This is a genomic window from Helicobacter sp. MIT 05-5294 (assembly GCF_000765675.1).
Lineage (GTDB): Bacteria > Campylobacterota > Campylobacteria > Campylobacterales > Helicobacteraceae > Helicobacter_D.
Genome location: NZ_JRPA02000008.1, coordinates 17,164 through 29,667 on the forward strand (window position 1 = coordinate 17,164; position 12,504 = coordinate 29,667).

The following is a 12,504-nucleotide window of genomic DNA, read 5'->3' on the forward strand; positions in this document are numbered from 1 at the left end:
CTTCCCCTTATTTTACTTTATCCAAATATTCGCCTGTTTCTGTATTGACGCGAATCACATCGCCCTCTAATACATGGTAAGGCACTTGCACTACCGCGCCTGTTTCTAGTGTAGCAGGTTTTTTACCCGCACTTGTTGTATCGCCTTTGAAGTTTGGGGGCGTTTCGATGATTTTTAATTCCACGGTTTGTGGCACATTCACCGTGATTGCTTTGCCATTGTGAAACAAAACACTCGCTGCCATTCCATCAATTAGCCATTTCGCAACCTCTCCCACTTGGTCTTCACTTAAGCCAATTTGCTCATAGTTTTCGTTATCCATAAACTGAAAATAATCGCCATCGTGGTATAAAAACTGCATAGAGCGTTCTTGTAAGTTGGGTTCTTCGCATTTATCCCCTGCGTGGAATGTTTTTTCTAACACTCTGCCATCTAAAAAAGATTTCATTTTAACGCGCACAAACGCCGCACCTTTGCCGGGTTTAACATGCTGATACTCTGTGATTCTATAAGGAATCCCCTCTAATTCCACTTTTAAACCCTTTTTTAAATCTCCCATTGAATAAGCCATTTTTGTCCTTTATTTAAATTTTATTAGAGCTTCCTAAAATATCCATACGCTCGGCGATTACTTTAACCATAAATTCTTTAGCAGGGGCGAAGAATTTACGCAAATCAAATTGTGTTTTGTCTTCGTTTGCCACACGCCTAACTTCTGACATAAACGCGATTCTTAAATCCGTATCGGTGTTGATTTTGTTAATCCCACCTTTCACTGCTTCTTGTAAAAATGCAAAAGGCACACCTTTGCTTCCTTTTAAATCCCCTCCACTTGCCAAAAAGGCTTCACTGACATTTTGTGGAATCGCACTTGCACCATGTAAAACCAATGGAATCTTTGTGCGTTTCTTAACTTCAATCAAGCGTTCAAAATCTAGCTTGGGTTCGCCTTTGAATTTAAACGCTCCATGACTTGTGCCGATAGCTGGAGCTAGAAAATCCACTTTGGATTCTTTAACAAACTCTTCTGCCTCACTAGGATTGACCAAACACGCGTCTTTTTCATCAACAGAAATATTATCTTCAATCCCCATTAAACGCCCGAGTTCCGCTTCTACACTCACTCCGGCAATATGCGCGACTTCTACTACTCTTTTGGTTTCTTTAAGATTCTCTTCAAAACAATGATGACTTGCGTCAATCATCACCGAAGTAAATCCCGCACGAATCGCTTTAACGCAGGATTCAAAGCTTGTCCCATGATCCAAATGCAATGCCACAGGAATATGAGGGTAAGCATTGGCTAGAATCTTGACCATTCCCACCGCCATATCAATCCCCAAGTATTTGATTGCACCCTCACTTGCTTGAACGATGATTGGAGAATTTTTGCGATTTGCCGCTTCAAAAATCGCACTTAGCATTTCGTAATTCACGAAGTTAAACGCACCCACGCCGTAGTTTTCTTTATTTGCCTTATCTAAGATAGAATTTCCACAAACTAGCATTGGGATTCCTTATTTAAAAATCTCAACTTTTGCTTTTTTACGGAGTGATTCTCCCTCTTTTTTAAGATTCTCTTGAAACTTTTTCATTTTGATATTTTGTTCAATCTGCCCTTTAATATCATTTAACGCCAAGGTGCCGGAAGCTTTTTTATCCTCTACATAAATCACATGATAGCCAAATTGTGTTTTAACAGGGGTAGTTGTGTAAGTGCCTTTGCTAAGTTTAAATGCGGCGTTAGAGAACTCTGGAACCATTTGATTTTTGGCGAAATATCCTAGATTTCCCCCATCTTTTGCAGAACCATTTTGCATTTTTTCTCTAATGATTTCATTAAATCTTGCCGCTGCGTTTTTCCCTGCTTTTTTAAGGTCTGCAATGATTGCTTTCGCGTCGCTTTCGCTGCTTACTAAAATATGACTTGCTCTTACCATTTCAGGTTGGACGAATTTATCTTTGTTTTGATTATAAAATTGGCTAATCTCCGCTTCGCTGACTTTGATTTTTTCAATTTGTTTGCCCATCCAAGCTTGGAGCATTAGCTCCTCTTCTGCGGCTGCAAGTGCTTCTTTAAACTCTTTAGAATTTTGGATTTTGTCTTTTTTGGCTTGTTCAATTAAGAGTTTGCGCTCTATTGCTTGGTTGATGATTTGCCCCTTAGCATCTTCTGGCAACTGCTCAAATGCAACGCCCGGAAGTGAGCGCATTAAAGGCGCGATGTCTTTTTCTGTAACTGCTTTACCATTCACTTCTGCATAATTTTTCGCAAAACCTACACTCTGACATAACGCCAATGCCAATGCTGAACTAATAAGAATCTTTTTCATGATGAAACCTTAGTTAAAAATTTTTGAAATTTTACCTTTTAATGATTAATGTTTAATTAACAAAGGGCTTCTTTATATTTATTCAACAAAAAACTAAAAATTACTTTAGTTAAAACAATAAATCCGAATTAGTGATATTTAAACGAAGCATTTTGCAATTCTATTTAAGATTTCGTTGCGTCATTACAAGGCAACGCCGAAGCAATCCATAACCTAGAATCTCGCCATTGTAAAATCTACTTTATATGCGATTATAGATTGCCACGAAAATTTTGCAAATTTTCTCGCAATAATACAATAGTAGTCCAAATGGATTTGCTAGATTATAGATTGTTTTGCGATTCCAACCAAACAACCAAATGCCCACATAAAGGCATTTAAGAATGTTTGGCGAAAATTTAATCAAGAAGAATTATTAAGGTTTGCGTATCACGAATCTTAAAGTCGGTCCATCTTGTTCTACTGCCAAGACTTCAAACCCTCTATTTTTAGCATCTACAGGGATTGAATTAATCGCTTGTGGGCAATCACAAAGCACTTCCAAAACTTCCCCCTTTTTAAGCTGTGGCAATACTTCCATTGTCGCAATAGCAGGCATTGGACAAGCCTCGCCTTGAATATCAAGCGTATAGGTGATTTCAACATTTTCTAAATTCGCCATTTATAGCCCCCTTTTAGCAAAAAATTGTTTTTTGTAAGCAAAAATGAGTGCGAGTGAGAGAAGCAAAAACCCGATATTTAAAGCAAGTCCGGGCAAAGCACCCATTTCGTTTAAAAGTTGGATTTTGGGACCGGATTTAATCCAATCAGGAATCTTATCATAAATCAATGCCAAAATAGCAGTCCCCGCGAAATTTGCCACACCAACTATCATAAAATGGAGTTGCCCTTCAGCGGCTCTATATGTCCAACCACATTCACAACCACCGGCGAAAACAATCCCAAAGCCAAACAAAAAAGCACCAAGTGCAACAGCGACCGAAAGGCTTCTAACAAAGGCTGTGTAGCCATTGAGCATAAGGATAAAGATAATAAATGTGGCGATAATCATACCGAAATACGCGCCTTTTGCGGCATTATCTCTGCCAAACAAAAACAAATCCCGAAAACACGATGTGAAGCAGACTTGACCGCGCGAAATCACGAATCCAAAAACCAAGCCAAAAAGCAATCCAAGCGGTAAAAAAGTGGATTTGACTTTCAAAGTAAAGGGTTCAGTCGTGGCAAAAAGATAGACAACCCAAATAAGAGTTAAAATCAAAATCGCTAAGCCATACTTGAAATGGCGATTTGCGCGATTTTTATCATGCACGATTCCTTTGCCATTTGCACCGCATTTTTCAAGTGTGGTTTTTGGCATAAAGATTTTGAGTTTGCCAACTTTTGTTGCGACGAAGATTCCAAGCACCATAAAGATTGCAAATTCCCAAGTGTGGAGCGAGAAATATGGAAGCCCGGTAAAGAAATCAAGCAAATTACAACCAAACGCAAGTCTCGCGCCAAAACCAGATAAAAGACCACCAAGGATTGCTTGAGCAACACGAATCTTAGAAGCGGGAAGACGAAATTTCACTTTATTCGCCCAAAGAGCCGCTATGAGCGCACCTAAGAACATACCAATCAGCACAAGCCCCTCATAGCGAGTGAGCGGATTACCAGAGAGGTTTGTCATCTGATAATAGCTATATTTGCTCGTATCAAGCCCAAAAAGCTCCAAAAACTCACCGCCCCAGCGCGTCATCTCGCCCGTAACTTGCCAACCTGTCCCAAAAAATCCGAAATAAATGGAAGCAATAATCGCAAGTGCAACCATAGCCTTTGAAGTATCCCAAAAATAGATAAGATATTTTTGTTTGAATTGCCTTAAAATCGAAAGCATTAAAGTGTCCTTGTAGTAATGTTATATGCAAACCTTGCACCAAAATGAGATTGGAATTATAATTTAAAAAAATTAAACCAAAATAAAGATTTTTGGAATCTTGCTTTGCGTCATTGCGAGAGTTTTGTAAAAACTCGTGGCAATCTATACTAAGGAACTTAAATAAATAGACAATGGAATCTTTAGAGCGAGATTTTGGATTGCTTTGTTGCTACGCTCCGTGCGATGATAATTCAGTAAATAAACTTGGAATTCTTGGAGTTTTAAAGTATAATGTTGCAGGGTGATTGCCACAGGTCTAGCACCCTGCGGCAAAATCTATGCCCTAAAAGGAGCTAAGATGATGTCAGCAAAATTCATCTTGGTTGCGATTATACTACTTTGTATAATCGTTGTCAAGGCTTATTAAGCCTTAGCCCTGCTTTGTCGGGGCTATGATGAATTTGTCCTGTGGATTCTACTTTTGTTATATAAATTTCCATTGATTGTTTTATTGTTTTAATGTTGTGGATTAGGGATTTGCATAGCGCGGGTGAAATTTGTTTCACAAATTGCACACCACGAAAATTTTCAAATTTTCTTGCAATGACGGTGGGTTACGCCATTGCGTCATTGCAATGCCTTGCGCAAGGACAAAGCAAAATTGGGTTCGTTGGGATTCCACAATAGAATCCCTACAAGCTCCAAGCCACCGCCAAAGCAGTAATCACAAAGCCCAAAACCACAGCAACACTCGCACTCTTCCAACTGCGTTTGCAAAATGCAGTCAAGAATAATCCAGAAAGATACAATACAATCAATGCGATAGAAAACCCAACCGCCAAAACATCAAAATACCATTTCCCAGCTGCTTTGTGCAACATCAAAAGCACACCATACCAATGCCTATCCACACTCCTAACGATAGGATTCCCCTCTTTGTCTTTAGCAAGTGTAGCGGAGTATTTCAAATCTCCCATAGAATGGGAGTTTCTAAAGAATCTCACTTCGGTATTGCTTGGAATCTTTAGTCCATTTGCCTTTAATGTCTCTAATATCACTTGCTGTTCGTTTCCTCGCATATTTTGCGCCATTTGCGATTCTACTTTGACTTCCACAATCTCCGCCCCAGCATTTTGCCGAATCCCAAAAATATGCAAAGAACCGGTAATCGCATAAATCAACGCCATAGGGATAAAAAACAAACTCACATACAAATGAATCTGCATCCAAGTTTTATTAGAAATCAACTTCTTTGACATTTCTTTTCCTTAAAATTCTGCGCGGACATTCAGCCAAAGGTTGCGTCCGGGAATCATTCTTTGGTAATTGTTCGTATAAGACTGACCTCTACCGCTAGGATAGGTTACATAATCTATATAATCTTTATCAAACAAGTTGTTAATCACCGCTCCAAAATGCCAAGTTTTATTCCACTGATAATTCACACCTAAATCCACTGTGTGCATATCTTTATAATACGCTCCGGGACCGATATTTGCAGTGTGCGCGTTGGTTGTTGGAGTTTTGAGTTTGCCCACATAGCGCACATAAGTATTCCATTTGCCGGTTTTATAGGAAACTTTCGCAGACAAGTTATGTCTAGGGACATCGTTTAAATCTGTTCCTTTATTGTCGCCACTCTTTCTTTCTGTTTCCGTCAAAGCATAAGATAAATCCGCTGTGATTCCATTAGGGATAATGCTTGTGAGCATAGGCTTGGTTTTAAGCGAAGCCTCTAACCCTGAAATTGCCGCTTTATCTACATTATCATAGATACGGCAAGTCGCATAATTACACACGCCATATCCTCCGGGTAGATTCATATTTTGTTGATAATCTTCTGTGGCAATTGCGTTTCTAAAATCTGTGTAGAATCCTGTAATAGTAAAAAACCCAAAGGGCGATTCTATGATTCCACTTAGCTCATAATTCCAGCTTTCCTCTGCCTCGAGACTTGAGTTTCCATAATTTGCAACATTATTACCAAATCTATCTGTGCTTATATCATAAAGCCCATCATAGCGCGTAGCAAGTTCGGGCAATCGCATACCACTTGCAACCCCCGCTTTGATTGTTAGCCACTCTGTAGGATAAGTATTGACATAGAATCGCGGGTTGAAAAACTCTTCATAAGTATCGTCATAGTTGATTCTTAATCCTGCGGTTGCGGAGATATATTCATTAAAGAAATATTCCCCTTCCCCAAATACCGCAAAGAGATTGGAATCCTTAAGAAAATGCGTGCTTCTATCTAAGAGTTTCTCGTATTTATAGTAAGGACCGCCTGTGAGAATCAAAGCACCTTTAGAACCAAAGTCATAATCTAACTTAGAAGCAGAACTTGCGATGATATTTTGGTCTTCTACTAGTTTTGTCCTATCTTTGATTCCAGAGCTTTGACCGGGGTGCAATCCCATTGTTAAATCCTCCGCTCTATGTGGAATCTTTGTTGTGTTTAGGTATTGGAGATAGTTATTGATACTTCCCCATTCATAGTTTCCATCGTGGTTTAGCACGGTATTCCAGCGGTGATATTCGCGCACAGCGGTAATCTGTGAAGAAGAAGTATTTAAGCTCCCTAGCCTTTGGAATCCATAATCTACATCGGCATAAAAGCTATTTTGTGCATCATAAAGATAATTCAATCTCCCACCTGCGGAATAGTTGCGATAGCTTGTTGGAGAATGACTTGTGTAGGGGTTAGGATCATTGGGTGGCACCGTATAACCGGGAATGTCTTTTTTGTAGAAGTGGTTTGCTTCTCCATAATAAACCTTGCCTCTTAGATTGAGCGAAAACTGCTCACCCAAAGGCGCAAACAAATTCGCATTTGTCCCATAAGTATTCCCCCAATTATCATGGTGTTCTTGCAATCTTGTTTCTGCTGAAATAGTCCCTGTAACTTTACCCGGATTCTTTTTGGTGATAATGTTAATCACCCCCCCCATAGCATCACTTCCATAGATAATAGAAGCAGGACCACGAATCACCTCCACGCGTTCAATCATACTTGCAGGTGGAATAAATCCGCTTGTAGAATCAAATCCATTACCATCAAATCCAGAATCCATATTCATACGCTTACCATCAATGAGAATCAAAGTGTATTTCGAAGCCATACCACGCATTTCGATTGTCGTGCCTCCTGTTTTGGTAACCGTCGTGGAAACACCTGGAACTTCTTGCACAATATCTCCCAAATCCCGAATCGGACGCTCCATAATCTCTTCCCCTGTGATGACGGAAATACTTGCGGGTGCGTCTTTAATGTCTTGTTCAAATCCAGCCGCACTCACGACAGAATTTCCCAATACAAACTGCTCTGTTTGCGCAGATAAGCCTTGCGTAAGCAACAAGCAAGCAGGAATGCTTAAAACTATTTTTCGCATTTTTAGACCTTTAATTTTAAAAATATTTTTCCAAAATTCGCAATATTTATATGAATATTTAGGTTTTTTGGAATGTGGAATTATAATAACTATTATTAAAAATAATCTGAAATAAATAATAACTATTCTAATTATTATATAAGTTTTGATTTCTTATAATCCGAAAATTATTTTTCAAGGAAAGAGGAATCTATGGAGACACTCAAAACCTACATTGATATTATTATTTTTAGCATTCTTGGTTTAATGGCATTTATTGCCCTTTGGTGCGTGATTGAACGATTGTTGTTTTTTAGGAAGTTGAATCTACAAGATTTCCAAAGCCAACAAGACTTTGACGATGCGATTACAGAAAATCTCACAACCTTACATATTATCTACTCTAACGCTCCTTATGTCGGACTTCTTGGCACAGTTATTGGGATTATGATTACCTTTTATGATATGGGAATGAGCGGAAATATTGATGTAAAATCTATTGTCGTAGGATTATCTCTTGCGCTTAAAGCAACTGCCTTAGGGCTTGTCGTCGCGATTCCATCTCTTATGGCACACAATGCGCTTTTTCGCAAAGTAAGCCTCCTTAGCAGTCGTTACCAAAAGGATAAATAATGCTTAAAATCCAACATTCAGAAGGGCTAAATATCGTCCCTTTTATTGATGTGATTTTGGTGCTTTTAGCTATGGTTTTGAGCATTTCTACTTTTATCGCGCATGGAGAAATTAAGATAGAATTACCTAAGAGCGATTCTAGCGAACAAAGCTCTGATGATTCTCATAAATTGCAAATCATTATTAATGCTGAAAATGTATTTTATATAGAAGACAAAGAAGCGAGTTTGGAAGAGATTACAGAAAAAATCAATGCTTTAGATAAACAAACCATCGTAGAGCTTAAAAGCGATAAAAATGCGAAATTTGATAGCTTTATACAAATCATTGATATTTTGCGAAGCCAACATCACGAAAATTTCCAAATCATCACCGAGAAAGCCCAATGAATCCGTTTTTAAATCATAAATCCCAAGCTTTTTATTTAACGATTCTTTGCTTCTTGCCTTTAGCAATCGGGCTTTTTTGGACGACTTCTTTGCTTGTAATCAATCCTTCTGCAAGTCAAAATAGCTTTACGCTATCCATGAAGCAATTTGCAATGCAAAGCTCCGCTACTTCTAGCACACAATCCATACAACAGCCACTTGAAAGCCTAAAGCCTATCCCAAAAGACTTCAAGCATAAAAATCAAAAACACAAGAAACGCCATCAAGCCGAATCTAAACCAAAACCTATTCCACAGACAATGCAAACACAAACCGCACAAGCCTCGCAGGATTCCACAAATGCGCCCTCGCAGGATTCCACACATTATCTATCGTATGGCAAAGATGATAATCCTTTCTTAAGGGCAGTGAAATCTTCTATTGATAAATCCCTAGACTATCCAAGAAAAGCGCGAAAAATGCGTATGCAAGGCGAAGTTGTCGTGGGATTTTTATGGACAACGCACAAGCAGTTAAAAAACTTGAAAGTCCTTAAGAGTTCAGGCTATGATGTTTTGGACGAAAACGCGCTTCAGACGATACAAAAAGCCTCCGCGTATTTCCCCATATACACTAACAATGCGCATTTGCAGATTCCAATCATCTATCGCTTGACAAACTAAAATCCCACCTTTAGAATCCCTGCATTTGTGCATTCACAAAGTCATTACGAGACAAAGCCAAAAATAAAGTCTCCACCCGTCATTGCGAGGAGTGAGCGTAGTGAATGTGGTGCGCATTGCATTAGCGATTTGCCCACACTTGCAAATCTACGATATTAAACTAAAAGGGTTGCTATAAAATACTTTTTGGCGAGACTTTAGATTATGGATTGCCACGACTTCTGCGAAGTCTCGCAATGACGCAGTGGAGGATTCTTTGCAATAACAAAAGTCAAAGCCTAATGTAAGACGAACAGACAATAAGGAAAGATTTTCCTTGGAGCGTTAGCAAAAAAGAAAATCAAGGTTACCTTTTCTTTGTCTGTGAGTTGTGCATTAGGCTTTGACTAGGATTATTTGCGTGATTAAATGCGGATTTTGGGATTCCATTGTATGTTTATTGGTTGCCGAAATCATAGATTGCCACGAAAATTTTTCAAATTTTCTCGCAATGACAAGGTGGTAAAAATCTTGGGTGAGATTCTAAGCGGTAGATTGCCACGAATTGCGTTGCAATTCTAACACATAACGATAAGTAGCGCAAAACGCAAGTTAGAATCCCGCAACAAAAAGCAATGGATTCTACATTGCATTAGCCTAAAGCGCGGAACGCCTTAGGTTTTACACATTAATAGGCAGAAGTTTTCGCGTCAATCGCCTTATAATTATAAGGTTTATTGTTTTTATCCAACTCCATCAACTCTTTTGGTGCTGGACCATTGATTTCTTCGTGCTTGTAGTAACGCTCACCCGCTTTATGACCATTTAAATCCACTTTGTAGCGAATCTCTCCGGGGTTGAATTTTTGAATCTCCTCAAACCCTAAATTAGAAGTTGTGAAATCCTTGATTCCATTCGCGTTTGCAATTTCAACAAGTTTAGTTTGCCCCATTCTCGCCATTTCTACAGCTTGAAGCAACATTCTACTTGCCTCTCTTGGATTGTGGAATCCTGTGGAGTTTTCAGCACCTACGAAATCGCCTCGCATTTGCCCTTTACGATGAAGTTCTAAAGGCTCTTTTAAAGCTGCAGAAATTTTCTTATCGTCTGCTTTGCCATCTGTTTGGAATGCGGGCAATGCACCGAGTTTTTCACGCATTACTTTAATGTCTTCAATCAAGCTAACGGTCGCATATTCCGCGCTCCTTAAATCAAATGCGATAGATTTTTGAATATCAAAAATTTGCGCTTTAAGATACTCTTCGCTTTGAGTATGGCAAGTTTTGCACGCTGCATTAATATCTTGCAATGGAGAAGTGATATTATGTTCTGTCATTTTTTTCGCACCTTTGCGTTTGTAAGGCATATGACAATCCGCGCAACTTACGCCATTTGCTGCATGCACACCGCCACTAAAGAGTTCAGTTTCAGGGTGTTGAATCTTCAACATTGGAGCTTTTGTGATTTTATGTTGCCAATCTTGTGGGAAAATCTCGCGCACTTTCTCATAATGCTCGTCAAACATTTCAATTCTAAAAGGCTCGTTTTTCTTCCACGCACTCCAAGGGAATACCAATTCAAGTCCTGCAACTTCAATTTCTGTTGGCTGGTTACCATTTCTCCAAGAATCAAACTCATCATAAGTTTTTTGTGTGCCATTCCACCATTTTTGAGTAGAATCGTTTGCGATAGATTCGCCCATAACTTTGACTTTTGTGCCAGTTGGTTTGAAATAATACTCTACATGGCATTGGGAGCAAACAAGTGTGCGCATTTCATCACGACTTGCTTTAATGCCCGTTACGGGGTCTTTTTCGTATCCTCTACTTGCAAGCGCATTAATCGCAGCTTGTCGCGTAAGGCGCAACTGCATATCGTTTGGATTATGGCAATCTGCACAAGTTACACCCATTCTTTTCCCACCATGTGGTCCGCTGTGTTCAGGTGAATTTTCAGCGATTCCATTAACTGCAGGGACATTTTTAATCATTGTCCAATATTTCGTAGAGTTAAAAGAAACCCATTTTTCTTCCAAAGTATCCCCGATTCCAACATTTTTCATAAGCCAAGGACTCCAACCACTATGGCAATTCATACAGGCAGTAGGTTGCCCGCCAAATGCGCCAAATCCGTGAGCATTCAAGAAGTCTTTGTTGTTTCTAGCGGTATCCATTTGATCCACTTGAATCCAAAAATGCCCTCTTTCTTCGTTTGCGTCAATGCTAAAAGGATAACCCGCCCAAAGAATCGTAAGCTGTGGATAACGAATCAATTTAGAATAAGCCAAATTTCCACCAAATTCTGTTGAAATTGGAGCTTGTTTTTCCACCGTTAAATACATATCCAAATAATCTGGGAAATTTTTGCCCCAATGATCAAATGTAGGATTCTCATCACTCATTTCCACAAAGCCCTTAGAGCTTAGCCCACCTACGCTTTCCGCCTGTTTTTTGCTAATATCAGAGTTTAGCCAAAACATCGCGGCAATCACAATTAAAACAATCACCACCAAAATTGGCATTAAAGGCGATTTTTTTTGCATTTTAACCTCCTAAAGTTAATTTAAAAACCTCGTTTATGTCCTACCCCTGCGTGGCAAGAAACACAACTAAGAGACCCATTTCCATGTGGATTAGTCGTAGGATTTACGACATTACTCACCATTTCGCTATGGCAACGCACACAATTATCTTGAATCATACCCTTAGATTTTTTTGTCGCACTTAAGTTTGTCGGCAACACATCTAATTTAAAGGTAAAAGCATACGCATGCCCTACACCACTTTCCGCTTTTGCAATCCACTTTTCTACAAATTCATGCGGCAAATGGCAATCATTACAAGTTGCACGCGGTTTCCCTGCGACTTTTTTTGAATGCGAACCTTTCAACCAATCATTATAAACATCATTCATAATATGGCAGTTGTTACAGGCTTCACTCTCATTACTGAAATAGGACATACCCTTTGCATTATAAAAAGTATAAAGCCCCACAATACAAGCAAACACACACAGAATCCCGAGCAACAAAGCGACAAATGGGAGCGGTTTAGATTCTTTACCTTGCAATCTACGCTCCTTTGAATATTTTTTGAATCCAAAATCACCAAAGAGATTCCAAATTCAAGGGCATTATTTTATTTTGGATTGACAGAAAATTCCTTGATTTAAATCAAAAAGTAAATCATTGGTAAATAGAATCTCTACTGCGTTAGCAATGAAAAGGTAGTGAATCGTAGGTAGTCTATATTAAGGATTGCTTTGTCGCTACGCTCCGCG

The 12,504-nt window shown here is 39.1% G+C and carries 15 protein-coding genes; 3 read left to right on the forward strand and 12 right to left on the reverse strand.

The window, feature by feature from the left end:
• Window positions 1–7: 7 nt before the first annotated feature.
• The 9 genes from efp to LS69_RS05320 all read right to left on the reverse strand — a co-directional run bounded on the left by efp (window position 8) and on the right by LS69_RS05320 (window position 7,583).
• The gene (gene efp, locus LS69_RS05290) at window positions 8–571 is read right to left on the reverse strand and encodes an elongation factor P (protein ID WP_138122883.1); all 564 of its coding nucleotides are present in this window, start codon (window positions 569–571) and stop codon (window positions 8–10) included.
• Between the two features lie 13 nt (window positions 572–584).
• The gene (locus tag LS69_RS05295) at window positions 585–1,508 is read right to left on the reverse strand and encodes a class II fructose-bisphosphate aldolase (protein WP_138122885.1); all 924 of its coding nucleotides are present in this window, start codon (window positions 1,506–1,508) and stop codon (window positions 585–587) included.
• Between the two features lie 9 nt (window positions 1,509–1,517).
• Entirely contained in the window at window positions 1,518–2,333 is an 816-nt protein-coding gene (locus tag LS69_RS05300; protein ID WP_138122887.1) for a peptidyl-prolyl cis-trans isomerase, read from the reverse strand.
• A gap of 415 nt (window positions 2,334–2,748) precedes the next feature.
• Window positions 2,749–2,994, reverse strand: coding sequence for a sulfurtransferase-like selenium metabolism protein YedF (gene yedF / locus LS69_RS05305; protein ID WP_138122889.1), 246 nt, complete (start codon window positions 2,992–2,994; stop codon window positions 2,749–2,751).
• A complete protein-coding gene (gene yedE, locus LS69_RS05310) occupies window positions 2,995–4,212 on the reverse strand; it encodes a selenium metabolism membrane protein YedE/FdhT (RefSeq protein ID WP_138122891.1) in 1,218 nt (405 codons plus the stop codon).
• Window positions 4,213–4,356: 144 nt separating this feature from the next.
• Complete coding sequence (locus LS69_RS10390) at window positions 4,357–4,527, reverse strand: hypothetical protein (RefSeq protein ID WP_194145421.1); 171 nt, start codon at window positions 4,525–4,527, stop codon at window positions 4,357–4,359.
• Window positions 4,528–4,607: 80 nt separating this feature from the next.
• Window positions 4,608–4,760, reverse strand: a complete 153-nt coding sequence (locus tag LS69_RS10395) for a hypothetical protein (RefSeq protein WP_194145422.1) — start codon at window positions 4,758–4,760, stop codon at window positions 4,608–4,610.
• Between the two features lie 126 nt (window positions 4,761–4,886).
• Complete coding sequence (locus LS69_RS05315; protein WP_138122893.1) at window positions 4,887–5,453, reverse strand: PepSY domain-containing protein; 567 nt, start codon at window positions 5,451–5,453, stop codon at window positions 4,887–4,889.
• Between the two features lie 9 nt (window positions 5,454–5,462).
• Window positions 5,463–7,583, reverse strand: coding sequence for a TonB-dependent receptor (locus LS69_RS05320; protein WP_138122895.1), 2,121 nt, complete (start codon window positions 7,581–7,583; stop codon window positions 5,463–5,465).
• Between the two features lie 192 nt (window positions 7,584–7,775).
• Between LS69_RS05320 and exbB the strand changes: the two genes are divergently transcribed.
• Genes exbB through LS69_RS05335 form a run of 3 tightly spaced genes read left to right on the forward strand, consistent with a single transcriptional unit; the run spans window position 7,776 to window position 9,246 of the window.
• Window positions 7,776–8,195 (forward strand): TonB-system energizer ExbB, encoded by a 420-nt coding sequence (exbB, locus tag LS69_RS05325; RefSeq protein WP_138122897.1) that lies wholly within the window; start codon window positions 7,776–7,778, stop codon window positions 8,193–8,195.
• Window positions 8,195–8,584: a TonB system transport protein ExbD gene (gene exbD / locus LS69_RS05330; protein ID WP_138122899.1), complete on the forward strand. Its 390-nt coding sequence runs from the start codon at window positions 8,195–8,197 to the stop codon at window positions 8,582–8,584. Before exbB ends, exbD begins: the two co-directional genes overlap by 1 nt.
• Complete coding sequence (locus LS69_RS05335) at window positions 8,581–9,246, forward strand: energy transducer TonB (RefSeq protein ID WP_138122901.1); 666 nt, start codon at window positions 8,581–8,583, stop codon at window positions 9,244–9,246. The genes exbD and LS69_RS05335 overlap by 4 nt, the downstream gene beginning before the upstream one ends.
• Before the next feature lie 147 nt (window positions 9,247–9,393).
• Here LS69_RS05335 and LS69_RS10400 read toward each other — a convergent pair whose 3' ends face one another.
• The 3 genes from LS69_RS10400 to nrfH all read right to left on the reverse strand — a co-directional run bounded on the left by LS69_RS10400 (window position 9,394) and on the right by nrfH (window position 12,255).
• Complete coding sequence (locus LS69_RS10400) at window positions 9,394–9,546, reverse strand: hypothetical protein (protein ID WP_194145423.1); 153 nt, start codon at window positions 9,544–9,546, stop codon at window positions 9,394–9,396.
• A 367-nt stretch (window positions 9,547–9,913) separates the two neighbouring features.
• On the reverse strand, window positions 9,914–11,767 hold the full coding sequence (locus tag LS69_RS05340) for an ammonia-forming cytochrome c nitrite reductase subunit c552 (RefSeq protein WP_138122903.1): 1,854 nt from the start codon (window positions 11,765–11,767) through the stop codon (window positions 9,914–9,916).
• A gap of 20 nt (window positions 11,768–11,787) precedes the next feature.
• Window positions 11,788–12,255 (reverse strand): cytochrome c nitrite reductase small subunit, encoded by a 468-nt coding sequence (gene nrfH, locus LS69_RS05345; RefSeq protein WP_238699182.1) that lies wholly within the window; start codon window positions 12,253–12,255, stop codon window positions 11,788–11,790.
• Window positions 12,256–12,504: the final 249 nt, after the last annotated feature.